Source organism: Streptomyces naganishii JCM 4654 (assembly GCF_014650575.1).
GTDB lineage: Bacteria > Actinomycetota > Actinomycetes > Streptomycetales > Streptomycetaceae > Streptomyces > Streptomyces naganishii.
On record NZ_BMVF01000005.1, the window covers coordinates 345,105 to 370,119 of the forward strand.

20 protein-coding genes and 2 pseudogenes are annotated in these 25,015 nt (G+C 74.8%); 7 read left to right on the top strand and 15 right to left on the bottom strand.

What is annotated here, in order from left to right; translation table 11 throughout:
• Positions 1-90 precede the first annotated feature (90 nt).
• The 3 genes and pseudogenes from IE217_RS11825 to IE217_RS35235 all read left to right on the top strand — a co-directional run bounded on the left by IE217_RS11825 (position 91) and on the right by IE217_RS35235 (position 4,163).
• Complete coding sequence (locus IE217_RS11825) at positions 91-1,059, top strand: aldo/keto reductase (RefSeq protein ID WP_190177742.1); 969 nt, start codon at positions 91-93, stop codon at positions 1,057-1,059.
• 335 nt (positions 1,060-1,394) lie between these two features.
• A pseudogene (locus IE217_RS35510) lies at positions 1,395-2,648 on the top strand (RNA polymerase sigma factor); the annotation flags it as partial.
• Positions 2,649-3,200: 552 nt separating this feature from the next.
• Positions 3,201-4,163, top strand: a complete 963-nt coding sequence (locus IE217_RS35235) for an RICIN domain-containing protein (protein ID WP_308432719.1) — start codon at positions 3,201-3,203, stop codon at positions 4,161-4,163.
• Positions 4,164-4,328: 165 nt separating this feature from the next.
• On the opposite strand, the pseudogene IE217_RS11835 reads toward IE217_RS35235, so the two are convergent.
• The 4 genes and pseudogenes from IE217_RS11835 to IE217_RS11850 all read right to left on the bottom strand — a co-directional run.
• Positions 4,329-4,814, bottom strand: a pseudogene (locus tag IE217_RS11835) (universal stress protein); the annotation flags it as partial.
• Between the two features lie 38 nt (positions 4,815-4,852).
• Positions 4,853-6,103: an arsenic transporter gene (locus tag IE217_RS11840; protein WP_190177863.1), complete on the bottom strand. Its 1,251-nt coding sequence runs from the start codon at positions 6,101-6,103 to the stop codon at positions 4,853-4,855.
• Positions 6,104-6,210: 107 nt separating this feature from the next.
• Positions 6,211-6,921: a DUF4232 domain-containing protein gene (locus IE217_RS11845; protein WP_190177745.1), complete on the bottom strand. Its 711-nt coding sequence runs from the start codon at positions 6,919-6,921 to the stop codon at positions 6,211-6,213.
• Between the two features lie 167 nt (positions 6,922-7,088).
• The gene (locus IE217_RS11850; RefSeq protein WP_190177746.1) at positions 7,089-8,684 is read right to left on the bottom strand and encodes a serine/threonine-protein kinase; all 1,596 of its coding nucleotides are present in this window, start codon (positions 8,682-8,684) and stop codon (positions 7,089-7,091) included.
• Between the two features lie 47 nt (positions 8,685-8,731).
• Between IE217_RS11850 and IE217_RS11855 the strand changes: the two genes are divergently transcribed.
• Positions 8,732-9,280 carry an RNA polymerase sigma factor gene (locus IE217_RS11855; protein WP_229865214.1) on the top strand — a complete coding sequence of 183 codons (549 nt, stop codon included), beginning with the start codon at positions 8,732-8,734 and terminating at the stop codon, positions 9,278-9,280.
• A gap of 34 nt (positions 9,281-9,314) precedes the next feature.
• Here the strand turns inward: IE217_RS11855 and IE217_RS11860 are convergent, their stop codons facing one another.
• Positions 9,315-11,690: a SpoIIE family protein phosphatase gene (locus IE217_RS11860; protein WP_190177747.1), complete on the bottom strand. Its 2,376-nt coding sequence runs from the start codon at positions 11,688-11,690 to the stop codon at positions 9,315-9,317.
• A gap of 341 nt (positions 11,691-12,031) precedes the next feature.
• Between IE217_RS11860 and IE217_RS11865 the strand changes: the two genes are divergently transcribed.
• Positions 12,032-12,277, top strand: a complete 246-nt coding sequence (locus tag IE217_RS11865) for a hypothetical protein (RefSeq protein WP_190177865.1) — start codon at positions 12,032-12,034, stop codon at positions 12,275-12,277.
• Between the two features lie 3 nt (positions 12,278-12,280).
• Positions 12,281-12,658 (top strand): toxin Doc, encoded by a 378-nt coding sequence (locus IE217_RS11870; protein ID WP_190177748.1) that lies wholly within the window; start codon positions 12,281-12,283, stop codon positions 12,656-12,658.
• 319 nt (positions 12,659-12,977) lie between these two features.
• Here the strand turns inward: IE217_RS11870 and IE217_RS11875 are convergent, their stop codons facing one another.
• The 3 genes from IE217_RS11875 to abmR all read right to left on the bottom strand — a co-directional run bounded on the left by IE217_RS11875 (position 12,978) and on the right by abmR (position 15,585).
• The gene (locus tag IE217_RS11875; protein WP_190177749.1) at positions 12,978-14,147 is read right to left on the bottom strand and encodes a lactate 2-monooxygenase; all 1,170 of its coding nucleotides are present in this window, start codon (positions 14,145-14,147) and stop codon (positions 12,978-12,980) included.
• Positions 14,148-14,208: 61 nt separating this feature from the next.
• Positions 14,209-14,904 (bottom strand): alpha/beta fold hydrolase, encoded by a 696-nt coding sequence (locus IE217_RS11880; RefSeq protein ID WP_190177750.1) that lies wholly within the window; start codon positions 14,902-14,904, stop codon positions 14,209-14,211.
• A 48-nt stretch (positions 14,905-14,952) separates the two neighbouring features.
• Positions 14,953-15,585, bottom strand: coding sequence for an ATP-binding transcription factor AbmR (abmR, locus tag IE217_RS11885; RefSeq protein WP_229865215.1), 633 nt, complete (start codon positions 15,583-15,585; stop codon positions 14,953-14,955).
• Between the two features lie 330 nt (positions 15,586-15,915).
• Between abmR and IE217_RS11890 the strand changes: the two genes are divergently transcribed.
• Complete coding sequence (locus IE217_RS11890) at positions 15,916-16,350, top strand: protease inhibitor (protein ID WP_190177751.1); 435 nt, start codon at positions 15,916-15,918, stop codon at positions 16,348-16,350.
• A 211-nt stretch (positions 16,351-16,561) separates the two neighbouring features.
• Here the strand turns inward: IE217_RS11890 and IE217_RS11895 are convergent, their stop codons facing one another.
• From IE217_RS11895 to IE217_RS11925, 7 genes are all read right to left on the bottom strand, one after another.
• Complete coding sequence (locus IE217_RS11895; RefSeq protein WP_190177752.1) at positions 16,562-16,777, bottom strand: CDGSH iron-sulfur domain-containing protein; 216 nt, start codon at positions 16,775-16,777, stop codon at positions 16,562-16,564.
• Positions 16,758-17,411, bottom strand: a complete 654-nt coding sequence (locus IE217_RS11900; protein ID WP_190177753.1) for a HemK2/MTQ2 family protein methyltransferase — start codon at positions 17,409-17,411, stop codon at positions 16,758-16,760. Before IE217_RS11900 ends, IE217_RS11895 begins: the two co-directional genes overlap by 20 nt.
• Positions 17,412-17,463: 52 nt before the next feature.
• Positions 17,464-18,477, bottom strand: a complete 1,014-nt coding sequence (locus IE217_RS11905) for an iron-containing redox enzyme family protein (protein ID WP_190177754.1) — start codon at positions 18,475-18,477, stop codon at positions 17,464-17,466.
• 71 nt (positions 18,478-18,548) lie between these two features.
• A complete protein-coding gene (locus tag IE217_RS11910) occupies positions 18,549-18,773 on the bottom strand; it encodes a hypothetical protein (RefSeq protein WP_190177755.1) in 225 nt (74 codons plus the stop codon).
• A 91-nt stretch (positions 18,774-18,864) separates the two neighbouring features.
• Positions 18,865-19,872, bottom strand: coding sequence for a Ppx/GppA family phosphatase (locus IE217_RS11915; protein WP_190177756.1), 1,008 nt, complete (start codon positions 19,870-19,872; stop codon positions 18,865-18,867).
• A 112-nt stretch (positions 19,873-19,984) separates the two neighbouring features.
• A complete protein-coding gene (locus tag IE217_RS11920) occupies positions 19,985-22,801 on the bottom strand; it encodes an NHLP bacteriocin export ABC transporter permease/ATPase subunit (RefSeq protein WP_190177757.1) in 2,817 nt (938 codons plus the stop codon).
• A 1-nt stretch (position 22,802) separates the two neighbouring features.
• On the bottom strand, positions 22,803-24,968 hold the full coding sequence (locus IE217_RS11925) for an NHLP family bacteriocin export ABC transporter peptidase/permease/ATPase subunit (RefSeq protein WP_229865234.1): 2,166 nt from the start codon (positions 24,966-24,968) through the stop codon (positions 22,803-22,805).
• Positions 24,969-25,015: the final 47 nt, after the last annotated feature.

Below are 25,015 nucleotides of genomic sequence, written 5' to 3' on the forward strand. Positions count from 1 at the left end.
CGGACGCGCCACGCCGGCGGCCGCCCCCGGTGATCGACGGCATACGCTCGGGAGCGGCAACTCCCCACCTTCGAGGCAGGAGCAGCAACGATGCAGTACGTGAAGCTCGGTTCGACGGGCCTGGACGTGTCGCGGATCTGTCTGGGCTGCATGACCTACGGCGTGCCCGGCCGCGGCAACCACGAGTGGACCCTCGACGAGGAGGCGTCGCGCCCGCTCATCCGCCAGGCCCTCGAGGCGGGCATCAACTTCTTCGACACCGCCAACGTCTACTCCGACGGCACCAGCGAGGAGATCGTCGGCCGCGCGCTGCGCGACTTCGCCCGCCGCGACGAGATCGTGCTGGCCACCAAGGTGCACGGCCGGATGCGGCCCGGGCCCAACGGCGCCGGGCTCTCGCGCAGGGCGATCATGACCGAGATCGACAACAGCCTGCGCCGCCTGGGCACCGACCACGTCGACCTCTACCAGATCCACCGCTGGGACCCCCACACCCCCGTCGAGGAGACCATGGAGGCCCTGCACGACGTGGTCAAGGCGGGCAAGGCCCGCTACATCGGCGCCAGTTCGATGTACGCCTGGCAGTTCTCCAAGGCCCAGTACACCGCGCGGCTGAACGGCTGGACCCGGTTCGTGTCCATGCAGAACCACTACAACCTCCTCTACCGCGAGGAGGAGCGCGAGATGCTGCCCCTGTGCGCCGACCAGGGCGTCGGCGTGCTGCCCTGGAGCCCGCTGGCCCGCGGCCGCCTCACCCGCGACTGGGACACGGCCACCGGGCGCAGCGCCACCGACGCCTTCGGCAGCACCCTCTACCCGGAGGGCGACCGCGCGGTCGTCGAAGCCGTCACGCGCATCGCCGCCGAGCGCCGGGTGCCGCGCGCCCAGGTGGCCCTCGCCTGGCTGCTGCACCAGGACACGGTGACGTCCCCGATCGTCGGCGCGTCCAGGGCGGGCCACCTCGAGGACGCCGTGGCCGCCGTCGAACTCCGGCTGAGCGAGAAGGAGATCGAGGAACTCGAGCGCCCCTACGAGCCGCACCCCGTCAGCGGGCACTGAGTCTTTTCGGTTCTCCCCGGATCTCCTCGGATCTCCTTGATCTCCTCGCATCTCCCGTCTGCCGGAAACGGCGCACCAATTCACCACGGCCGTTCCCTGCGCGGGTTCCCCGCACCCGCCCGAAGCGAATTGACAATTCGTCAACGGGCGGGTGCGCGCCGGGCACCGGGCGCGGATGAGTGTGATCCCTTGTTGCTCCCGGTGACCTGTGCGAAGGTGTGCGCTGTCGGCGTACAGAAATGGATCTTCCCTCTGTGCGGTGGACGTTCGAGGTGCCGACACCCCCCACTCTTGGTACGGATCAAAATCCGCGGTGCGTATGGAGGAATGCAGCCGTGAACGACCCAGGCATGTCGAATTCCCCCAGGCCGCCCCGCTCCTTCGGTATCACCGACGAGCAACTGAGCGCCGAACTGCGCAAGTGGACCGGCGCCTCGCCCGCCGTCCACCCGGTCGGCGAGCTGCTCGACCGGCACTGGGAGGCCGCGTACGCCTACGCCCGGCTGTGCACCGACGGTCCGCACCCCGCGGGCATGCTCACCACCGCCGCCTTCACCCGACTGTTCGGCGCGTCCATCAGACAGTCCGGTCCCACGGCCGCGTGGCGGCCCCAACTCCTCGTCACCGTACGGCGCATAGCGGCGGAGTGGAGCGCCGACCACCGGCAGGAGATGCTCCACCCGGACCTGCTGCGGGCCGCGGCCGGCGACGGCGAGCCGATCGCCGCGCGGCTGCTGCCGCCCACCGACCGGCGGCTGCTCTCCCGGGCGTTCCAGCGGCTGCCGCAGGCGGCCCGCGCGCTGCTGTGGCACGCCGAGGTCGAGGCCGAGCCCCTCACGGTCCCGGCCGCGCTGCTCGGTCTCGACGAGGAGGGCGCGCGCCTCGAACTCCGGCGCGCGCGGGATCGGTTGCGCGAGGAGTGCCTCCAGGTGCACCGCGAAGTCGCGCCGGACCAGGACTGCCTGCGCTACTTCCGGCTGCTGGACGTCACCTACCGGCGCGAGGGGGTCGGCATCGACCCCGATCTGCGCGGGCACCTGGCCGGGTGCAAGCACTGCCGCTACACCGCCGACCAGCTCGCCCAGTTCAACGGCGACCTCGGCACCGCGCTGGCCGAGGGCGTCCTCGGCTGGGGCGCGGTGCCGTACCGTAACGCGCGCCTCGCGGCGGCGGCCGCCGAGCGGACGCCCGAGCGGCCGGCGGAGCCAACTCCGGCCCGCCCGGAGGCCGCTCCGCCCGCCGGCCGCGGTGCGGGCCCGGCACCCGGCAGGAGAAGAGCGCGCCCGGCATCCCGTCGAGCGGCGGCCGCGGGCGACCTTCCGGGCACGGTCCCCGGCGGGCCGGCGACCACCGGCGGCGGTCCTTCGGCCACGGTTCCCGGCCGGGGAGCGGCGGTGGGTGGCGGCCCCTCGGGCACGGCTCCTGGCCAGGGGGCGACCGCCGGCGCGGGCCTCTCGGGCACGGTCCCTCGCCAGGGGCCGGCGGTCGGCGGCGCTGAGCCTGCCGGCACCGTCCCCCGCGAGGCGGCAGCCGCCGGTGGCCTCGGCCAGGTGGCACCGACGGGAGGCGCGGCCACCGGGCCCGCCGCCGCCCATGAGCCGGCACCCACCGGCGGCCCCTTCGGCGCGGCAGCGGGCGGTGACTTCTTCGGTTTCGCTCCGCGCGCGGCGCGGTCAGGAGGCGAGGCATCCGTGCCCGGCCGGCGAAGGCCCGGGGTCGAAGCGCCGGGCGCGCCCGCCAAGGGGCAGGGGTGGGCGAACGGGACACCGGGTCCGGCGGGCGCGGGTGAGGCGTTCGCGGGGGACGGCGAGCCCGGGTGGGCCGGTTCTCCGGGTGCGGGTGCGGACGCGTTGCCGGATCCGTTCGGTGCGCGGGCCGACGCGGTGGGCGGTGGTCCGATCGGGGGCGAGGACTTCTTCTCGGAGGCCTCCGGGCCCACCTCCTCCGCGCCCACGCCCTCTGCCCCGACTTCCTCCGCCCAGACGTCCGCTGCCTCCGGCTCCTTCGCCTCCGCGTCCTCTGCTTCCGAGTCCTTCGCCTCCGCGTTCACCGGCCCGGGCGGCACTCCCGCGACGCGCGCCGCGTCGGCCGGGGACGGTGAGAGGCGGTTCCCGCGGGGGCGTGCGGAAGCCGCCGCCGCCATGCGGCGCGGGGTGGCGCGGAAGGCCGACACGGCCACCGGGCCCCGTGCCGCCGAGGGGCGGTCGGCCAAGCGGGCGGCGCGGCGGACCGCGCGGCAGCGCAACCTCGCCATCGCCGTGGCGACGGTGAGCGGACTGGTCGTACTGCCGCTCGTCCTGTGGGCGGTCCTCGGCTCCGGGGACGGCACCGCGCCGCGCGCCGGCGGCCAGCCCTCCGAGGCGCCCGGCTCCGGCGCCCGGCCGTCCGGGCCCGCCCGGACCGGAACCGGCGCGCCCGGCAAGGGCACCCTGCGCGGGCGGCTGCACAACGTCGCCTCGGGGCTGTGCGTCGGCGTGACCGGCGGAAAGGTCGTGGCGGGCGCCGAGACCGAGCTGGCGAAGTGTTCGGGCACGCCCGGCCAGCAGTGGGTGTACGAGGCCGACGGGCTGCTGCGCAGCGGCGCCGACCCCGGCCTCTGCCTCGACTCCCACCTCGGCTACTCGGTGCAGCTCGCTCCCTGCGTGGCCGCCTCCGAGCCGGCCGGCAAGTACATCCGCTACGACTTCACGCTCCAGGGCACGCTCGTGCCCCGCTTCGACCAGGACCTGGCCCTCACCCCGGCCGCGACCGACGGAGCCGGCACCCTCGTACTGAAGACCCGCGCCAAGAGCGACACCCAGCGCTGGACAATCGACGCGTCCCAGCCCGACCTCCAGATGGAGGTGGTCAACTGGGACGCGGACGGCGGCACTTCGGCCCGTCCCACGGGCACGTCCTCCGCCACCCCCGGGCCGTCGAGCACGGGGAAGCCCTCGGCGACGCCGGACCCGGCCGCGGGTGCGACGACCGCCACGACGCCCCCCGATCCCAGCGTCAGCTGCGACGCCGACCGGTACTGGTGCGGGGGCGACGGGCAGCACCACTGGGACCACCAGCGGGGCGACGTCCACTGGGGCGGCGGGGGCGGCTACGGCGGACGCTGACCGGCGTCACGGCTACCGGGGCGGCTCGGGCGGCTCCGGAGGCCGGGGCGGCTCGGGCGGCTCCGGCGGTCGCGGAGGCCCCTGCGACCGCGGCGGCTCCAACGGCACCGGTGGCTCCGGAGGCCGGGGCGGCGCGGGACGCCCGTGGTGCCCCGGACGTGCCGGATGGGCGGGCGGCGGCGGAGGCAGCGTGGTGAGGGCAGGGGCGGCCTCCGGCCACACCAGCAGCACCGGGCACGGCGCGTGGTCCACGGCGAACCGCACGGCCGGCCCGAGGCTGCGCGGCCCTAGCCGGTCGCGGTCGCCGTCCCGGGCCAGCACCAGCAGATCGGCGTCTCCGGCGGCCGCCACCACCTCGCGCTCGGCCCGCCCGGTCCGCTCCAGCCGCGTGCACGGCCGTTCCAGCCGCTCGGCCGCCGCGTCGAGCAGTTCCGCCGCCGACGCGCCCCCGAGGTCCTCCAGCAGGTCCCCGGGATCGCGCTCGGGATGCCCACGCCCCAGCAGCCCGGCGAACGCGCCGTGCGCCACACCGGGCACCTCCGGCCCGCTCACGTGCAGCAGCACCACCTCGGACGCGTCGGGCGCATGGGTGCGTACGGCGTCCACGCAGGCGGGCCAGGTGCCCTCCACCAGCCAGGCGATCACACGCATCGGTCGGCCTCCTCGAGCCGTGGGCGGTCCGGTCGGTCTCACAGAACCTGGAGCGCCCCCCACAGTGCCACCACCGCGGGCACCAGGGAGGCGGGCACGGCGATCAGGCCGAGCCGGGTGAACTCCTTGAGGTCCACGCCGTGTTCGTGCTGGTGCACGATGCGCCGCCACAGCAGGGTCGCCAGCGAGCCGGCGTAGGTGAGGTTCGGGCCGATGTTGACGCCGAGCAGGACGGCGAGGACCGAGCCAGGTCCGGCGGGCGCGGCCAGCGGCAGCAGGACCAGCACCGCCGGCAGGTTGTTGATCATGTTGGCGAGTACGGCGGCCAGCGCGGCCACGCCGAGCAGCGCGGGCAGCGAACCCCCGCCGGGCAGCACGTGCCCGAGCGCGCTCGCGAGGCCGTTGTCCACCACGGCCCGCACGACGATGCCGAGGGCGAGCACGAACGCCAGGAAGGCCGGCGCGGCGGCCCGCACCACCGACAGCGGGGTCGCCCGCCGCCGCACCAGCGCGCGCCCGGCCAGCACCAGCGCCCCCGCGAACGCGGCCCAGGCCGGGTCGATGCCGAACGTGGAGGTGACGACGAACCCGGCGAGCGTGCAGCCCACCGTGACCAGCGCGAACAGCGGGAGCGCGGGCGGCTCCCCGGCGCTCCGGGACGGGGCGGCCGCGGCCAGGTCGCGGGCGAAGAAGCGGCGGAAGACCACGTACTCTGCGCCGATCGCCACCAGCCACGGCAGCGCCATCAGCGCGGCGAACCGGGTGAAGCTCAGCCCGCTGGCCGCGAACGCCAGCAGGTTGGTGAGGTTGGAGACCGGCAGCAGCAGCGAGGCCGTGTTCGACAGATGCGTGCACGCGTACACGTGCGGTTTGGGCCGTACTCCGGTCCGGGCCGCGGTGGCGAAGACGACCGGGGTCAGCAGCACGATGGTGGCGTCCAGGCTGAGTACGGCCGTGATCGCGGAGGCGAGTGCGAACACCGCGGTCAGCAGCCGCACCGGACGGCCGCCCGCCCAGCGGGCCGTCCACGCCCCGCACGCCTGGAACAGACCCTCGACGTCGCAGAAGTGTGCGAGGACGAGGACGGCGGCCAGGAAGCCGACGACCGGTCCGAGCCGTTCGGCCTCCGCGCGGGCGTGGTCGAGGGAGATCGCACCGGTGGCGACGGCGACGCCGGCGGCGGGTACGGCCATGACCGCCTCGGGCCATCCGAAGGGGCGGACGACGGCCCAGGCGAGCACGGCGACGAGCAGGACGGCCGAGAGGGTCTCGGCGAACGGTGCGTTCAGGGCGCGGTCCTCGGGGCGGGGTGGGCTGGTGCCCGCCCATCAAAGCAAACGTGCCGCACGGACCGGAAAGCGGCTGATCCGCGCCGCGCCGTGGAGGGCGCCCCGGCTCAGGGCGCGGTGCCGGGGCTGAGGACGGTCAGGAACACCGAGGAGGCGTTGCCGCCGACCGGGACCGGGCCCGCCTGCCACGGGACGGTGAGGTGGTCGCGTTCGTCCGGCGGGGTGACGATCAGCGCGGCGGGCGTCGCCGTCTTCGCGCCGCTCACGCCGGGGTTGGAGAACGTCAGGCCCGCCCAGGCGCTGCGGCCGGGCTTCAGGTTGACCGTCGTGGGTGTGCCCGCGGAGCGCTTCGGGTCGGGGCCGAGCTGCTTGCCGGAGGCGTCCACGAAGGCGGCGCCCGGGTAGCCGCGCACGGTGCAGGTGCGGCCCGAGACGTTGGTGAGGACCACGGGAAAGTTCTCCTGCCCGGCGCCCGGGTCGTTGCGGCCCACGGACGCCTTGAGCTGCGAGGTGTGGCACCGGCCGCCGGCACCGCTGCCCGCACCGGTGCCGGGGTTCGTGCCGGCGGTGGTGCCGCCCGCGCGGGTCGTCGCGGGGGAGGAGCCCGGGGCCGTACTGCCCTGTGCGGTGCCGTCGCCGGGGGCGGAGCTCGCGCTCCCGCTCGCCGTCGTACCGCCGGAGGCCGGTGCGGCGGTGCCCGACACGTGCTGCGGGGGGCTCGCGGCGCCGCCGTTGCCGCAGGCGGTCAGCAGGCCCAGTACGGCGGCCGCGCCCGCGAGCAGGGCGGCCCGGTTCACCGGAAGGGACGGATGCGCCATGTTCCACACTCCTGGTGGTCGCGTCGCACGCGGTGGCGCGTGCGTCCGGCGCCTGGTGCGCCGTCATGAGTGTCCGATGCACCGGCTGCGCGGAAAGTTCACGGCCGTCGCGGAATCCTCCGGGGATTTCTTCCCGCCCCGCACCGGCCCCCGTTCACCCGTACGGGTCAGGTGACCCGCAGGGAGCGGAGTATGTGATCGGTCGCGTCGTCGCCGTCGAACTGCCGGATCTGCACGTACACCTGAGGCCGCGCGGCGCCCCCGGCCGGGACGAGCGCGGTCTCGGTGAGCCGGCCGCCGTCCGGGCAGCCGCTCCAGGCGCGGATACGGCCGTGCCAGCGCGGGCCCGTCCAGGCGCGGGCGCCGTCGTAGTGGCAGCCGGGGTGCGCGAGGGCGTTCACGCGGGCCGTGACGTCACCGTGCTCGCTCAGCCCCGCGAACACACCGCGCGCCGCCGCGCCGAGGTCCTGCCAGCGCGCCAGATCGTCGGCCACGGCGAGCCCGGGCTCGTGCCCGCCGGGCAGGCCCAGCGCCCGCGGATCCCAGCCGGAGCCGCGCAGCTGACGCGCCCAGCCGTCCGGCACCCGTACCGCGATCCGCCCCGTGCCGTCCCGGACCGCGACCCCGTCGGACCCGCCCGGCCACAACGCCGCCGTGATCCCCACACCACCGGCGACGATCCCGCCCGCGACGGCGACGGCGACGGCGACCAGACCGAGCGCCCGCCTGCGACCCGCGTCCCGGCCGGTGGGCTCCGGGAACCGGCCGCGTCGGTCCACGGGACCGCCCGCGCGGTCCGTGTCCCGGCCCGCGCGCTCCGCGTCCCGGCCGGCCCGGTCTGCGGGGGCCGGGGCTTGGTCCGTGCGGTCCAGGGACCGGGTGCCGGGGTCCTGGGACCGGCCGGGACGGCCCCGGGGCAGGCGGAGGCGGACCCGGTTACGGGCGGCCCGGGACAAGGCCGTGGGACGGTGGCCCTCGGCCAGAGCCTCGAGCTCGTCCGCGAACGTGCCCGCGTCGGGCGGCCGATGGTCGCGGTCCGGGGCCAGGGCCCGCATCAGGGCCCGCTCGACCGCCGGGTCGAGGCCCGGGCGCAGCCGTCCGGGCGGTACGACCTCGCCGGGCGCGGCGGGGACCGTGCCCGTCACCAGCCGGTAGCCGACCGCGCCCAGGCCGTAGACGTCGGCGCGCGCGTCGATGCCCGCGCCGGCCCGCGCCTGCTCGGGCGCCCGGTACCCGGCCGAACCGGCGGCCAGGGTGAGCCCTGACGCCTCCGCGAGGCTCTTGGCAAGTCCCAGGTCGGCGAGCAGCACCCGGCGGGTGCCGTCCGGGGCGGTGCGCAGCAGCACGTTGCCCGGCTTGACGTCCCGGTGCACGATGCCCGCCTCGTGCAGGGCGTGCGCGGACCGGGCGGCCTGCGCGGTCAGCCGCAGCGCCTGGGGCACCGGCAGCACACCGGCGCCGTCGCACAGGTCGGCGAGCGTGCCGCCGTCGGCGTACTCCATGACGAAGTAGGGCCTGCCGTCCGGCAGTTCACCGATGTCGTAGACCTGGACCACGCGCGGTGAGCCGGCCTTGCGCAGCAGCCGCGCCTCGGACAGGAACCGCTCGCGGACGTCGAGGCGGTGCGCCCAGTTCTCGGCGAGTACCTTGACGGCGACCGGGGCGTCGAGCACGTCGTCGTGGGCGAGCCACACGGTGCCGAACGCGCCCGTTCCCAGGCGCCGTTCGAGGCGGTAGCGGCCGATCCGCTCGAGGGAGGGCATACGACTATGATGCCTGTCTGAGATCGACTCGGAGGGGGACCCTCGTCGTGGACGCGGCGCTGACCGAGGACCTCGCCCGCCGGGCCGCCGCCGGTGACGGCACGGCGCTGGAGGAACTGCTGCACGAGGTGCGGCCCGAGGTGGTCCGCCGCTGCGGGCGCTTCCTGCCCTGCCGGGAGGACGCCGAGGAGGCCGCGCAGGACGTGCTGCTCCAGCTCGCGCGCAGGATCACCACCTTCGAGGGCCGCAGCCGGTTCAGCACCTGGCTGCACACGGTCGTCGCCAACTGCTGCCGGCAGAAGTACCGCGAGCTCAGGCGCCGCGCGGCCGAGCGGCCCGCCGCGATCGAGCCCGCGCAGCAGATCGACCCGCGCACCACCAGCGTCATCGCCGGCTCGCGCGTGGACCTCCTGGAGGCGCTGGAGCGGCTGGAGCGCGAGCACCCGCACCTGGTGGCGCCGCTGGTGTACCGGGACATCTGCCGGCTGGAGTACGCCGAGGCCGCCGAGCGGATCGGCATCCCGCTCGGCACGCTCAAGTCCCGGCTGCACGAGGCGCGCCGCCAGGTGCGGCCCTGGCTGACCGACGCGTCCTGAGCCCGGACACGTCCAGCCGAGTCCCCTCGTCCCCTCACTCCTCGTCGGTGAGCAGGTCCAGCTCCGACCAGATCGTCTTGCCCTCGGTGGTGTGCCGGCTGCCCCAGCGCCGGGTGAGCTGGGCGACCAGCAGCAGCCCGCGGCCGCCCTCGTCCCAGGTCTTGGCGCGGCGCAGGTGCGGGGCGGTGTGGCTGGTGTCGGACACCTCGCAGATCAGATGCGCGTCGTCGTGGATCAGCCGGAGCCGGATGGGCGGGATGCCGTACCGGATCGCGTTGGTGACCAGCTCGCTCACCACCAGCTCGGCGGTGAACGCCGACTCGGCCATGCCCCAGTCGTCCAGCTGGTCGACGACCTGCTTGCGGATCGGCGCGACCAGCGCGGGGTCGGCGGGGATGTCCCAGGTCGCCACCTGGGAGGCGGGCAGGCCCCGGGTGCGGGCCAGCAGCAGGGCCACGTCGTCGGCGGAGCCGCCGGCCGGCAGCAGCGCCCCGAGCACGCGGTCGCAGGTCTCCTCCAACGAGCCGGTGCGGTCGGCCAGCGCCTCGCACAGCAGCCGGTGCCCCGCCTCCACGTCCCGCTCGCGGCCCTCGAGCAGCCCGTCGGTGTAGAACGACAGCACGCTGCCCTCGCGCAGATCGATCTCCGCGCACTCGAAGGGCAGCCCGCCCACGCCCAGCGGGGGACCGGAGGGCAGGTCCACGCGGCGGGGCGGCCCGTCGGGCGGGAGCAGCACCGGGGAGGGATGGCCGGCGCGGGCGAGCGTGCAGCGCCGGGACACCGGGTCGTACACGGCGTAGAGGCAGGTCGCGCCGAGCGCCCCCGAGGCGCTCTCGGTGCCGGCCTCCGCGGACATCCGTACGACCAGGTCGTCGAGGTGGGTGAGCAGCTCGTCCGGGGCGAGGTCGATGTCGGCGAGGGTGCGCACGGCGGTGCGCAGCCGGCCCATGGTCGCCGACGCCTGCACGCCGCGCCCGATGACGTCCCCGACGACCATGGCGACCCGCATCCCGGACAGCGGGATCACGTCGAACCAGTCGCCGCCCACCCCGGTGTGCGCCGCGGGGAGGTAGCGGGAGGCCGCGTCCAGGGCGGCCGTGTGCGGCAGGCTGCGCGGCAGCAGGCTGCGCTGGAGGGCGAGCGCGGTCTCCCGCTCGCGCGAGTAGCGGCGGGCGTTGTCGATGCACACGGCGGCCCGCGCCGTGACCTCCTCGGCCAGCAGCACGTCGTCGGGGAGGAAGGGCGCGGGCTGTTCGAAGCGGGTGAAGACGGCGACGCCCAGGGTGGTGCCCCGGGCCCGGATCGGCACCGACATCGTGGAGTGGATGCCCAGCCGCTGGGCGAGCAGGCTGCGCGCGGGGTCCCAGGACAGCCATTTCTCCAGGTCGCCCGACTCCTGGGTGACCACGACCGACTGGCCCGCCAGCAGGGACGCGCCCTGGGGCGAGGTGGCCGGGTAGACCTCGCTGCGCCCGGGCAGGGTGACCGCCTCCGGCTCGCCCCGGTGGACGGAGCGGTGGGCGGCGCGGCGCAGGGTCACCGGCGCCCCGGGCGGGCCGGTGAAGGGCTCGCCGGTGCGTTCCCGCGGTTCCAGCAGGTCGACGCTGACGAAGTCGGCGAGCGACGGCACGCACACGTCGGCGAGTTCCTGCGCCGTACGGGTGACGTCGAGGGTGGTGCCGATGCGCACGCTCGCCTCGTTCACCAGTTGCAGCCGCTCGCGGGCCCGGTACTGCTCGGTGAAGTCGTGGGCGGCCAGGCACACCCCGCACACCCGCCCCCGCGCGTCGGTGATCGGGGACATGCGGGCCAGCCAGGCGCTCATCCGTCCGGCGCCGCCTATCGGGACGTACGTCCGCACGTCGTGGCCGACGCCGGTGGTGAGGACGCGGTGCATCTGTGCCTCGATGTCCTCGCTGTCGCGCCGGCCGCCGATCTCGGACACCCGCAGGCCACGCAGCCGCTCCCCGGGCGCGCCGATCACCTCGGCCATGGCGTCGTTCACGGCGTGCAGGCGCAGCCGGGCGTCGTAGATCGCCACGGCGCACGGGGACTGGAGGAGCACGGCACGGGAGAGGGGGTCGTCCGGGTCGGGGGGCGTGCCGCCCTCAAGGGGTGTGACCAGGAGCCGGCCGCCGCCGTCCTCCGGGCGCCGGTGGTGGACCAGGGCCCAGACGGTGACCTCGTGCCCGTCGCGGTGGCGGAGCGTGAGACTGCCGTGCCAGCGGGGGTCACCGGGCAGCCGGAGGCCCGGCCCGGCCATCAGCTCGGCCGCCGGCCTGCCGAGGACCTCCCCGGGCTCCCAGCCGAGCAGCCGGCGCGCGCCCTCGTTCCACTCCACGAGGACGCCGTGGTCGTCGACGGCGGCCCGTGCCGTTGCGGCGTCGTCGAACGGATACACCGGGCTCATCGTCGCCACTCCATCGCGCACACTCACAGTGATCAGGCGCGTCACTTGAGTTCCAGCCTAGTGCTTACCCGTCCGCGGCGGACGGCCGACCCCGCGCCAACCTCGAACGCATGGTCTCGCACACGCTGTTGTGGGACTTCGCCCCCCGCCGCTGCACCCCGCGCGCCGGACCGCGCGCCGGCGGCCGCACCACCGACACCTCCGGCAGCCCCGCGGTGATCACCTTCGGGCGCGCCCGCGGCTCCCGGCTCGGGCTGACCGACCCCTTCACGGTACCGTGCAGGAGGCACCCTGACCTGCTGGTATTTACGCCAGAGTACCCGCGCGGTACCGTGAAGGGCATGCCAGCTCTGAATGTGGAGTTCAGCGACCGCGAGCTCGAGGACTTGCGGCAGATCGCCAAGGAACGCGGTACGTCCATGAAGGCGCTCGTGCGCGAGGCCGCGGCCGCCGACATAGCCAGGCACCGCGCCCTCCAGGAGGGCGCCGAGGCCTTCCGCCGGTTCTTCACGGCCCACGCGGACGAGTTCGCGGCGGCCTTTCCCGACGACGAGCCGCCCAGCAGGGGCGAGGGGCGGGCCGCCTGACCGATGACCCCTGTCATCCACATCGACGTGCCCTGGCTCCTGCAGCGTCACGAGGAAGTGCTGCCGGACCAGCCCACGATCAACGACTTCTCGGCCCTCGTGGCCGCCGTCGCCCGCCACCGGGTCGATCCGCCGCGCCTGGGCGTGGACTCCGACCCCGCCTGGCGGGCCGCCGCCCTGCTGCACACCCTCGCCCTGCTGCGGCCCCTGCCCTCGGCCAACGCCCGCTTCGCGTGCTCGACGGCCGTGGCCTACATGTTCGTCAGCGGGGTCGGCATCGACCCGCCCTACGGCGCGCTCGTCGACCTCGCCCGCGATCTGATGTCCGGCAAGACCGACGTCTACGGCGCCGCGGACCGCCTGCGCTCCTGGGAGATCTGACACCTCGCCGTTCGTGGCCGTCCGCGTGCGCGAGGGCCCGGGGCCGCGGGCGCGAAGGCCTGGGGCCCCGTCCGGGCGCGCGAGGGGCCTGGGCCCCTGTCCGCATGCCGGAGTGCCCGAGTCCCCTGGGCCGCCGGTCCAGGGCGGGAGGAACAGGGCCGGCGGCCCGGCGCGCGCGGGAGAGCCGCCGTCCCGCGCGGGGCCGAGGGGCCGACTCCAGTGCACTCCTCGGCCGGGTGGGCCGGGAGCGTGCGCGGCGGCCGGGTGGGTGCGCGTGCTTCACACGGGGCGCACGGCGCCGTACGTCCCGCCCGGCCGGTCAGGCGGGGCTCTCCTCCAGGTCCGAGGCCGTGACCGTGGCCGGGGTGGCGTGGCCGGACAGGGCGAGGGTGAGGTCGAACTCGGCGAGCAGGCAGCGGATCACGTGCTCCACGCCCGCCTGGCCGTCCAGGCCGAGCCCGTAGACGTAGGGCCGTCCGAGGAGGACGGCGCGGGCGCCGAGGGCGAGGGCCTTGAAGACGTCGTCCCCGGTGCGCACCCCGCTGTCGAACAGGACCGTCAGGCGGTCGCCCACCGCCCGCGCCACCCGCGGCAGCGCGTCGGCGGCCGCCACCGAACCGGCCACCTGGCGGCCGCCGTGGTTGGACACCACCACGCCGTCCATCCCGGCCTCGGCGGCGAGCAGGGCGTCGTCCGGGTGCAGGACGCCCTTGAGGACGATCGGGCCGTCCCAGTGCCGACGCAGGAACGCCAGATCGGGCCAGGTCTTGCCGGGGTCGGCGAACATGCCGACGAAGCGCAGCACCGCCGCGTTCAGGTCCTCGTGCACGGGCTTGGCGAGGCCCGCCAGGAACGCCGGGTCGGTGAAGTAGTTGGCGGTGCCCACGCCGTGCAGGAAGGGCAGGTAGGCCTGGTCGAGGTCGCGCGGGCGCCATGCCAGCAGCGGGGTGTCGAGGGTGACGACGAGGACGCCGAAGCCGGACGCCTTGGCCCGGTCGAGGAAACTCCGGGTCACCTCCCGGTCCTTGGCCCAGTACAGCTGGAACCACCGCTCCGCGTCGCCCATCGCCTCCGCGACCTGCTCCATGGGTGTGCTGGAGGCCGACGACAGGATGTACGGCACCCCTTGCGCGGCGGCGGCCCGGGCGGCCGCGCACTCGGCGTCCGGGTGCATGATCGAAAGGACGCCGACGGGCGCGAGCGCGAGCGGGGCGGGCAGGGCGCGGCCCAGCACCTCGGCCGACAGGTCGCGCTCGTGCACGTCCCGCAGCATGCGCGGGACGATCCGGCGCCGGTCGAGGGCGGCCCGGTTCGCCAGCGCCGTACTGCCGTTGCCGGCGCTGCCCGCCACATAGCCCACGGGGCCGGGGCCGAGCCGGCGCTCGACCAGCGCCTCCAGCCGCGTGAGATCGGTGGGCAGGCGGGGCACGGCCCCCGTCATCCCGTTCAGATAGATCTCGTACTGAAAGTCACCCCAGTGCTTCCCCACCCGTGCACCCGCCTCTCGTCGCCGGCCATGCCTTGCGACCCCGACCATACCGGCGGGTAGGTCAGCCTTCGCCGGCCGCTTCGGCGAGGAGGCGGGCCAGTTCGCGCGGGCGGGAGAACATCGGCCAGTGGCCGGTCTCCATCTCGGCCAGATCCCAGCGGTCGCTCTTGAGGAGCCCGGCCACGGAAGGGGCGGGATCGCGGCCGTCCATCAGGCACTTGACGTAGGTCGCCGGCAGCTCGCCCAAGGGGCGGCCGAGGACGGCCGGCTCGGTGAGGGTGGCGCCCGGGTGGGGTGTGCCCTCGGTGACGATGCGGCCGATCTGCTCGTCGGTCAGGTCCTGGCCGGCGTAGCCGGCGGGCGGCAGGGGCGGCCAGGCTCCGCCGGAGGCCGCGAGGGCCTGCCGGATGTGGTCGCTGGGGAAGCCGTCGAGGAAGGACTCCCCGTCCACCGGGACGTTGGCGTCGACGAACACCACGCGCCGCAGCCGGTCGCCGATCAGCTCGGCGGCCTGACCGACCGGCACCCCGGAGTAGCTGTGGCCGACCAGGACCACGTCCGTGAGACCGTGCCGCTCGACGTGGTCCACGACGTCCTTGACGTGCGTCCGCAGCCCGGCCGGCGTGTCCCTCCTCTCGGCGAGGCCGGACAGCGTCACCGCGTCCGCCTCGTGCCCGGCCTCCCGCAGCGCCGAGGCCACCTCGTCCCACGCCCAGCCGCCGAGCCACGCGCCCGCCACCAACACGAATCGAGTCATGGCCGGCAACGTACCGGACGGGTGTGACAACGCCCCTGCGGCCACAGGTCAGTTGCCGCTGCCGCTGCCGCTGCCGCTGCCGCTGCCGCTGCCGCTGCCGCTGCCGCTGCCGTTGCCGTTGCCGCCGTCATCGCCGTCGCTCGCGGAGTCCGTCCCGGCGTCGGTGTCCGGGCCCTGGGACCTCACCCGCTGGACGTGCTCCAGGGACTGGCGCAGTTCGGTGAGCCAGTCGTCCGCGTGGCGCTGGACCAGCCGCACGCACCACGCGAGCGCCTCGCTCCGGCTGCGGGCGACACCGCCCGCGATCAGGGTGTCGAGGACCTGCCGCTCGGGCTGGCGCAGCCGGGTCATCACGGGCGCGGCGACATGGGTGAACAGGGCACGCTCGTCCCCGCACCGCACCCCCCAGGACACCTTGCGCCCGAACCGGTGCTCGGCCGCGCGCGCGACCGCCATCCGGTCCTCCCGGGTGCGTTCCCGGAACTCCTGGACGCGGCCCTCCACGGCAGCCCTGCGTTCCGTCGCCGAGGCGTCGTCGGCGGTGCGGGGCGCGGCTATGCGGCCCACGACGGTGATCTCCTCGCGGTCCACGGTCACTTCGGCCAGTTCCTCGAACAGGCCGTCGGGCAGACGGCCTGCGAACCAGCCGCGGACCTTCTCCCGCTGCTCTGGCGTAATCATGTAATGACGATTACTCCGTTCGTTCATGAACACAAGGGGTCCGAAAGGAGTCCGCCCAGAGCGGAACCGGAATGTTTCAGGACGATTAACGAACCTATGGTTTCAGGCCAATCGGCCGGATCCAGTGATCGAAAAGCCCGTGGTTCGGCGGTTGGAACGTTCGAATTCCGTGACTTCACGCCACTGATTCAATACGCAAGGTTACTGAAACCCGTGGGTTCGATGTGAGTTTCGGCGGCGGACTCGGCAGACTCCGGCACGCCGGTCCGGCAACCCATCGAGCTCGGGCCCGGCATCTCTCATCGAAAATCGAGCGGAAGGAAGCACACGATGCGGAACACCGCGCGCTGGGCTGCCACTCTCGGCCTGACGGCCACCGCCGTCTGCGGGCCTCTCACCGGAAGCGCCCTCGCCACCCCGTCCAGCGCCCCCGCCTCGCTCTACGCCCCCTCGGCCCTGGTGCTCACCGTGGGCCACGGCGTGAACGCGGCGGCGGCCACCCCCGAGCGGGCCGTCACCCTCAACTGCGCCCCGTCGGCGTCCGGCACGCACCCCGCGGCGCCCGACGCCTGCGCCGAACTGCGCGCCGTCGGCGGGGACTTCGACGCGCTGACGGCCCGGGCCGGCGTGATGTGCACCCAGATCTGGAACCCGGTGGTGGTCACCGCGCAGGGGGTCTGGCAGGGCAAGCGCGTCTCCTTCGAGCGCACCTTCGCCAACGAGTGTGTGAAGGACGCGGCCGCGACGAGCGTCTTCTCCTTCTGAAAAGGACCGGGGTCGCGCGGTCCTCGCGCAGCACCATGGGTCCCGTGACTGGGGAGTGCGGGCCCGAAGGCGAGGACACGACAGCGATTCCGCACCAGGGGCCGGCCGGGAGGAGTGGGGCCTCCCGCCGGCCCCTGGTATTACGTCGGGCGGTCCGTACGCGGACCGCCCACCCGGGTCCGGCCGGGTACGGGCGGGGAACCGTACCCGGCTAGACCCGTTTGCGGTGGCTGGTGTCGCACCACGGGTAACGCCGGCTGCGACGGCAGGTGCACAGCGCGACGCGGAAGCGGTCGGAGGAGACCGTGGTGCCGTCCTCCAGCTCCACCTCGACCGGCCCGTCCACGAGGATCGGGCCCTGCCGCTGCATGGTCACCCGGCGCGCCGGAGCGCCGCGGGGCGTCGTCTCAGAGGGGTCGTTCGGCACGGATGACCACCAGCTCTTCCCTCTCCTCGGCCGCATCCAGCAGGCCGCGTTCGCGCAGCCAGCCCTTGCGGGCCCGCAGCACCGGCCCGAAGGCGATCCAGCGCCGCCGCACCACGGCGGCCTTCAGGCCCGCCGCGCGCAGCAGGTCCAGGGTGCGGTCCGGGCCGCTGAGCGCGGAGTGCACGATCAGCAGCACGCCACCGGGCCGCAGCAGCGCGGGCGCGTCCCGGCAGATCCGGTCCAGCACCAGGCGCCCGTCGTCGCCCGCGTCCCAGGCGCGGGAGCGGCCCCGCGGCACACCGCGGGCCTCGGGGGCCGGCACGTAGGGCGGATTGGCCACGATGACGTCGAAGGTCCGGCCGCGCACCGGCGCGAACAGGTTTCCGCGGCGGGCGCGGACCGGCAGCCGGGTCAGCCAGGCGTTGAGCCGGGCGGTCCACACCGCGCGGCGGGAGACGTCGACCGCGGTCACCCGCGCGCCCCTGCGGGCGGCGGCCAGAGCGAGCGTCCCGCTCCCGGTGCCCACGTCGAGCACCTCCGTGCCGGGCTCGTACGGCTCCTCGGCGATGACCTCGGCCAGCAGTTCCGTGTCGTCCTGTGGGGCGTAGACACCCGGGAGTACCAGTGCGTTCACGGAGGTCCGTGTACCCCGATGGGCAGGAGATACCGGTGGTGGTTCTCGGCAATCAGCGGGAATGCGCCGCCGCCTCGGCGAGGGGCGCCCGCAGCGACGACCTGCCCGCGCGCCAGTCGGCGAGCAGCCGCTCGCCCAGACGGTCCTCCAGGAAGCCGGTCGCGTCGATGCCGAAGGCGACGTCCGGTGCCAGGTGCGGCTCCTCGGCGAGCAGCCCGCCGATCACGTCGTGGCGCACCACCTGCTCGTGCACCGCGTCCGCCTCGACGTGCTCGTCGTAGAAGAACTCCGCGGCCGGTCCCGCGCCGGTCCGGCGCATCGCCTCGGCGAGCCGCCGGGAGCCGGGGGAGGAGGTGATCTCGACGGCGGCGAAGTGGCCCACCAGCGCGCCGCGCAGTTCGCGGTGGAGTCCGAACAGGGACATGAGGTTGACGACGGCCAGCAGCTCCGCCGAGGCCGCGTCCAGGTAGCGGCCGTACGTCGTGTCGAGGCCCAGGTCCGTCATCAGGTCGGCGAAGAGCTGGGCGTGCACGCGCTCGGCGCGGCCGGCGCCCCACTCGTCGAACTCCACCGCCGCCATCGCCGCCTTGGCCCGTCCCCACAGCCTGGGCAGCACCCAGGCGTGCGGGTCGGCCTCCTTGAGGTGGTACAGGGAGCGCTGGGCGGCGTACTCCCGCAGCTGCCACAGCTCGCCCTCGTCGCGCAGGTAGTGGGAGACGCCCGTGCCGTGGACCGGTTCGACCAGGAGGGCGGCCAGGGCGTCGTCGAGGCTGTCGTGGCCGGGGGTGTCGGCGCGCAGCGCGGACAGGAAGCGGTGCTCCAGGGCCGCCCGCACGCCCAGCAGTCCGGGGTCCCACTCGTACTGGGGACCGACCCCGGCGAAGCCCCGGTAGTGCAGCTCGTAGCACACGTACAGGGCCAGCTGGAGGTCGTCGCCGTAGGGGTGCGCCGCGTCGGCGTCCTCGGCGCGGGGGAGGGGGCCGGTACCGCGCAGATACGCCGTCACGGCCGCGGATACCGGGCCCCGGTCGCAGGGCAGGGCTGGTCCTGGGCACTCGTGGTTCATGGGGTGCGGGTACCCGCGCGGGCCTGGGCCATCCTCCCGTGGCGCACGGCCACGCGGCCGGCGCCGGGTGCTCACTCGTCCCTGGAGCCCTCGCGCGCCTCGCGTTCGGCCTGCTCCTGGGCGCTCACGTTCGGCGTGATCGCCTCGCCGGCCTGGCCGCCGTGGCGCCTGTCCCGCTCCTCGGCGACATCGGTCTCGGCGTCCTCGAACTCGCGCAGCACCTCGCCGACGGCGGTGCGGGGAGGGGCGGTGCGGTGCTCGTCGCGGTCGCCCTGGTGGCCGTGCTTGCCGGTCATGGTCGTCTTCCTTCCGTCGGTGCGGGTCGTCGTCCCGGCTCGTGTCTCTGTTCTCGTACGTCGGGATGTATGTCCGGAGGGCCGGCGCGGGTCATGTGCGCGCGGCCGCGATGCGCAGGGGCACCGGCTCCGGGGGTGCGGCCTCGTCGCTGAGCCGGGACACCTCCGCCCACCAGGAGGCCCCGTCCTCGATGTGCCGCAGCAGCACTCCCTCACGGATCGCCCAGGGGCAGAGGGTGACCTTCCTCAGTCCCGTGAGCTTCATCGCCGTATGGCCGACGACCGCGCCGGCCAGGCTCTGCGCGGCCCGCGGAGCGGAGATCCCGGGCAGCGCGGACCGCTCGGCGGCGGGCAGCGCCGCGAGCCGGCCGACCGCCTCGCGCAGGTCGCGGCGGCGCAGCCGGCGCTCCACGAACGGCCCGTGCCGCCCGGGCGCGGCCCCGCACAACCGGCCCAGCTGCTGGAAGGTGCGCGAGGTGGCCACCGCGGTGCGCGGCCCCTCCCAGCGGATCCGAGCGGCCACGTCGCGCAGCTGGTGGCGCACCTTGCGCCGCAGCGCCTTCAGCTGCTCCGGGGACGGCGGGTCCCCGGCCGAGAGGAACTCGTGGGTCAGCCGCCCCGCGCCCAGCGGCAGCGAGGCCACGAAGTCCGGCAGCCGGCCGCGGCCGAACGCCACCTCGAGTGAGCCGCCGCCGATGTCGAGGAGCGCCAGCGGCCCCGACCGCCAGCCCATCCAGCGCCGCGCGCCCAGGAACGTGAGCTCGGCCTCGACCTCGCCCGGCAGCGTGCACAGGGCGATGCCGGTGCGCTCCCGTACGGCGCGCAGCACCTCGAGCCGGTTGGGGGCGCCGCGCACCACCGCCGTCGCGAAGGCCGGCGGCGGGGCCGCGCCCCACCGGGCCGCGGTCCGGCCCGCCTCGCCGACCGCGCGCACCAGCCGGTCCACGGCCTCCTCGGGAATGTCCTCCCCGGGGCGGACCTGCTGCGACAGCCGCAGCCGCCACTTGGCGGTGTGGACCGGCAGCGGCACCCCGCCCTCCGCGTCGGCCACCACGAGCCGGACCGTGTTCGACCCCACGTCCACCACGCTGATTCGCATGGGCAAGTGGGTACCCAGTCACAGGGCTTGATGCCCTCCGGGCCCGTACCCACGTCACGGAGCCTGAGGCCCGTCGCACCCGGGTCCGTGACGTGGGTACGGCACCTGCGTCTCACGCCAGCTGTCTGCGCACCAGCTCGTGCAGGCGCCCGCCGGTGTCCGCGAGCAGTTCGGCGGGCGGCCCCTGCTGAATGATCCTGCCGTCCTCCATGACGATCACACGGTCGGCGTCCAGCACCGTCGACAGGCGGTGCGCGATGACGATGCGGGTGGCGTTGAGCTTGCGGGTGCTCTCGATCACCGTGCGCTGCGTGTCGTTGTCCAGGGCGCTGGTCGCCTCGTCGAAGAACAGGATGCGCGGGCGCCGTACGAGGGCCTGCGCGATCATCAGCCGCTGCCGCTGGCCCCCGGAGACGGCGCCGCCGCCCGAGACGATGGTGTGCAGGCCCATCGGCATCCGCTTGATGTCCTCGGCGAGCCCGGCCAGTTCGGCCGCCGCCATCGCCTCCTCGGGCGTGCACGGCTCGGTGCCCCGGATGACGTCCAGGACGGAGCCGGTGAACGGCTGCGCGTGCTGGAGCACCACCCCGCACTGCCGGCGCACGGCCGACTGGTCCAGGGCCGCGAGGTCCTGGCCGTCGTACAGCACACTGCCCGACAGCGGGCGGTCGAAGCCGATCAGCAGCCGCAACAAGGTCGACTTGCCGCAGCCGCTCGGCCCGACGACCGCCACGAACTCGCCCGGCCGGATCCGGAACGACACCTCGTCCAGCACCAGCGGCCCGTCGTCGCTGTACCGGAACGACAGCCGCCGCGCCTCGATCGCCCCCGACAGCGGACCCGGCCGGGTGCTCGCGGCCCGCACCTCGGGCGCGGCGTCCAGCACCGGGCGGATCTCCTCCAGCAGCGGCAGCGCGGCCACCGCCGAGACGAACGCGCCGGTCAGCTGGGTGACGGAGGTCAGCAGCATCGTCACCGAGGTGTTGAAGGTCAGGAACGCCGCCGCCGACATCGACCCCCTGGCCGGGCCCGCGAGGAGCATGAACATCACCAGCGTGCACACCGGCAGGTAGACCGCGCCCAGCACCGTGGTGAGGTTCTTGATCCCGCCGGCCTTCCGCTGAAGCTCACGGCTGCGCGCGAACTGCGCGGCCCATGCGGCGTAGGCGTAGTTCTCGGCGGCGGCCACGCGCAGCTTGGGCAGTCCGCGCAGGGTCTGGAAGGCCTGGTTGTTCAGCTTGTTGCCGAGCACGACCAGCCGGCGCTGCCAGCGCACCTGCCACAGGCCGAGCCCGAGGAACACGCCCGCGATCACCACCAGCATGCCGATCGCCGCCAGGGCCATCGAGGCGCTGTACCAGAACAGGAGCGCCAGGTTCATCGCGCCCACGGTGACCGACTGGGCGACCACCGGGCCCACCCCGGCCAGCAGCCGGCGGATCGCGCTCACGCCCATGGCGGCGCTCGCCAGCTCACCGGTGGAGCGCTCGGTGAAGAACTTGGTCGGCAGGCGCAGCAGCCGGTCCCATACGGCCGGCTGGAGCGTGGCCTCGATCCGGCCCTCGAGCCGCAGGATGGTCAGGTTCTCCAGCAGCATGAAGGCCGCCGCCACCACACCGCTGACCATCACCGCCAGGCACACCCGGGTGATCGGCCCCTGCTCGGCCCTCGGCACGTACTGGCCGAGCACCTTGCCGGTGGCCACGGGCACCAGCGCCCCGATGGCCACCGTCACCAGGCCGGCGAGCAGCAGGTTGAGCAGGTCGCCGCGGGTGCCGCGCAGACTGAAGCGCAGCAGCCCGAGCAGTCCGAGGCGGCGCTCGGGCAGCGGCCGGTAGAACATCACCGCGCGCGGCTCGAACTCCTCGGCGTTGGCCCGTTCCACGGGCGTCTCCCGGCCGGTCGCCGGGTGCACGGCGACGTATCCGCCGCGCCGCCACAGCAGCGCCACCGGCGCGCCCGACAGCGCCCGGTGCCCCACCAGCGGGCCGATGTCCTCCCGCCACCACTTCCCGCGCAGCCGTACGGCCCTGGTGCGCACCCGGGAGGCGAGGGCCACCTGCTCCACCGGATCCAGCCGGTCGCTGCCGGTGCCGGACCTGGGCGCCTCGGCGAGCGTGATCCCCGCGGCGCGGGCGACCAGCGCGCAGGCCGCGTAGGTGGCGTCCGCGTCGGCCGCCGTCGTACGCGCCGGCGCGGACCGTCCGATGGACGCCAGCAGCGTCCGGTCGGCCAGGGCGCGCACGGCCTCGCCGGCCCTGATCCCGGCCGCCGTGCGGTCCTCGTGGCTGCGCTCCAGCTCCTCGATCCAGCGGTCCAGCGCGGTCAGCAGCCGGTACTGCTGGTCGACCATGCTCTGCCACAGCGCCGGGTCCATCAGCAGGTCGGCGGCCGCCTCGGCGCCGTAGACCGCCCCGTACTGGACACTGCCGGGCGGCACCTGCATCCAGAACACGTCGTCGTCGCCGGGCGCGTCGGCCCGCTCCCCGGGCTGCGGGGCCTGGAACAGCACCGACAGGCTGCGGCCGACGCCGAGCGCCACGGCGTACTCCAGCGGACTGGTCGCCGGGGGCACGTACTGCGGGTTGCCGTACTCGTCGTAGGACCAGGTCTGCGTGGCGGCGGGCTGGTACAGCTCGCGCAGCGCGACACGGTGCACGACGCAGTCCCGCAGCGGCCGGGCGACCAGCGTGTGGCGCGGTCCGGCGACCGGGCCGAGCAGCAGCGAACCCGCCTCAAGACGGCCCAGGTGGTGCCAGTGCCCCTGCTCGGCCGCGTCCACCGCGAACAGGTCCACCGCGCCGGCCGCGACCAGCCACAGCACCTGCGGACCCTCCAGGTCCAGCCGGCCGAAGCCGGCGCAGTCCACGCGTGTGCCGAGCGAGCCGAGCGCGCCGAGGACCAGATCGCCTTCGTGGACGGACGTCATCTCACCGCTCCCTGACCAGTGCCGCGTACGCCCCGCCGCGCGCCACCAGTTCCTCGTGCCGGCCGCGCTCGACCACCTGGCCGTGCTGGAGCACGACGATCTCGTCGCTGTCGCGCACCGTGGAGAGCCGGTGGGCGATGACCACGCAGGCGCAGCCGCGCCGCCGCAGGTTGTCCATCACCACCAGTTCGGTCTCCGCGTCCAGGGCGCTCGTCACCTCGTCGAGCACGAGGATGCTGGGCCTGCGCACCAACGCGCGGGCGATCTCCAGGCGCTGGCGCTGGCCGCCGGAGAAGTTGCGCCCGTCCTGCTCCACGCGCGCGTGGATGCCGCCGGGCCGGCGCGCGACCACGTCGTACAGCGCCGCGTCCTTCAGCGCCTCCACCACCGCATCGTCCGGCACGGACGGGTCCCACAGCGCCACGTTGTCGCGGACCGTGCCCTCGAAGAGGAACACGTCCTGGTCGACGAAGGAGACGGACGCCGCGAGCGCCCCGCGCGGGATGTCCTCCAGTCGCTGCCCGTCGATGCGGATCACGCCCTCCCACGGGGTGTACAGCCCCGAGATGAGCCGGGAGACGGTGGACTTGCCGCTGCCGGACCCGCCGACCAGCGCGACCTGCTGCCCCGGCCCCACGGTCAGGTCGAATCCCGTCAGCAGCGGCTTGTCCAGCGGGCTGTAGCCGAACGCGATGTTCTCCAGCTCGACATGGCCGTGCAGCCGGCGCGTGGACTCGCCGGGGCCCGGACGGGCGTAGAGCGGGTCGGTGCGGAAGTTCTCGACGTCCTTCAGCCGGGCCACGTCGGCGGCGAAGTCCTGGATGCGGCCCGCGACCCCGTTGAGCCGGGTCAGCGGCGCGGTGAAGCGGGTCACCAGCGCCTGGAAGGCCACCAGCAGACCGACCGAGATGTGCCCCTCGACCGCCCGCATCCCGCCGATCCACAGGATGAGCGCGCTGTTGAACGTGGCCAGCGCCGGCGCGACCACGCCCAGCCACGCGCTCGGCACGCCGAGCCGCTGCTGCTCCTCGAGCGTCGTGGCGTGCTGCCCCGCCCACCGCGCGAAGTAGCCGTCCTCGCCGCCGGTCGCCTTCATGGTCTCGATCAACTGCAGCCCGGTATAGGCGGTGTTGGTGAGCCGGGCGGTGTCCGCCCGCAGCTTCGCCGTACGGGTGGCGCGCAGCCGTACGACCACGCGCATCGCCACCACGTTCAGCAGCGCCACGCCGATGCCGACGAACGTCAGCTGCGGGTCGTAGGTGTACAGCAGCACCGCGTACAGCACCACCACGACCGCGTCGACGCCCGCCGCCGCGAGGTCGCGGGCCAGCGTCTCGGCCACCTGGTCGTTGGACTGCAGCCGCTGCACCAGGTCGGCCGGGCTGCGCTGGGCGAAGAACGTCACCGGCAGCCGCAGCAGATGGCGCAGGAAGCGGGCGCCGCCCAGGGTGGAGGAGATGATGCGGCCGCGCAGCAGGTTTGCCTGCTGGAGCCAGGTCAGCACCACCGTGAGCAGCACGCACGCGCCCATCGACGCGAACAGCACGCCGAGCAGCGAGGTCTGATTGCCTATCAGGTACGTGTCGATGTAGGTGCGGCTGAGCGCGGGCACCGCCGCGCCCACCGCGACCAGCAGCAGGCTCGCCAGCATCGCCGCCGGCATGGTGCCCGCGGTGCCGCGCATCCGGGCCGGCAGGGCGCCCAGGATCCCGGGCCTGCGGCCGCCCTTGGCGAACCCCTCGCCCGGCTCCATCACCAGCACCACACCGGTGAAGGAGGTGTCGAACTCCTCCATGGGCACGAAACGGCGGCCCTTGCCGGGGTCGTTGACGTACACCCCGCGCCGGCCGAGGCGGCGGCCCATGCCGTCGTAGACGACGTAGTGGTTGAACTCCCAGAACAGGATGGCCGGCGCGGCGACCTCGGCGAGGGCGGCGGTGTCCATCTGCATGCCCTTGGCGGTCAGGCCGTAACCACGCGCCGCCTTCAGCAGGTTGCTCGCGCGCGAGCCGTCCCGCGAGACACCGCAGGCGATGCGCAGCTCCTCCAGCGGCACATGGCGGCCGTAGTGGCCGAGCACCATGGCGAGCGAGGCGGCGCCGCACTCCACGGCCTCCATCTGGAGCACGGTCGGGGTGCGCACGGTCCCGCCCCGCGCCTTGGGCACCGGACGGCGGGGCGGAGCGGCGGCACGCCGCCGGCCGCGTGACTCCC

Bases quoted from the DNA above. Each gene is read 5' to 3' on its own strand.
- abmR (WP_229865215.1), bottom strand. From the start codon at position 15,585: ATGATTACGCCAGAGCAGCGGGAGAAGGTCCGCGGCTGGTTCGCAGGC.
- IE217_RS11825 (WP_190177742.1), top strand. From the start codon at position 91: ATGCAGTACGTGAAGCTCGGTTCGACGGGCCTGGACGTGTCGCGGATC.
- IE217_RS11860 (WP_190177747.1), bottom strand. From the start codon at position 11,690: ATGAGCCCGGTGTATCCGTTCGACGACGCCGCAACGGCACGGGCCGCC.
- IE217_RS11865 (WP_190177865.1), top strand. From the start codon at position 12,032: ATGCCAGCTCTGAATGTGGAGTTCAGCGACCGCGAGCTCGAGGACTTG.
- IE217_RS11850 (WP_190177746.1), bottom strand. From the start codon at position 8,684: ATGCCCTCCCTCGAGCGGATCGGCCGCTACCGCCTCGAACGGCGCCTG.
- IE217_RS11870 (WP_190177748.1), top strand. From the start codon at position 12,281: ATGACCCCTGTCATCCACATCGACGTGCCCTGGCTCCTGCAGCGTCAC.
- IE217_RS35235 (WP_308432719.1), top strand. From the start codon at position 3,201: ATGCGGCGCGGGGTGGCGCGGAAGGCCGACACGGCCACCGGGCCCCGT.
- IE217_RS11915 (WP_190177756.1), bottom strand. From the start codon at position 19,872: ATGCGAATCAGCGTGGTGGACGTGGGGTCGAACACGGTCCGGCTCGTG.
- IE217_RS11920 (WP_190177757.1), bottom strand. From the start codon at position 22,801: ATGACGTCCGTCCACGAAGGCGATCTGGTCCTCGGCGCGCTCGGCTCG.
- IE217_RS11880 (WP_190177750.1), bottom strand. From the start codon at position 14,904: ATGACTCGATTCGTGTTGGTGGCGGGCGCGTGGCTCGGCGGCTGGGCG.
- IE217_RS11910 (WP_190177755.1), bottom strand. From the start codon at position 18,773: ATGACCGGCAAGCACGGCCACCAGGGCGACCGCGACGAGCACCGCACC.
- IE217_RS11845 (WP_190177745.1), bottom strand. From the start codon at position 6,921: ATGGCGCATCCGTCCCTTCCGGTGAACCGGGCCGCCCTGCTCGCGGGC.
- IE217_RS11890 (WP_190177751.1), top strand. From the start codon at position 15,916: ATGCGGAACACCGCGCGCTGGGCTGCCACTCTCGGCCTGACGGCCACC.
- IE217_RS11905 (WP_190177754.1), bottom strand. From the start codon at position 18,477: ATGAACCACGAGTGCCCAGGACCAGCCCTGCCCTGCGACCGGGGCCCG.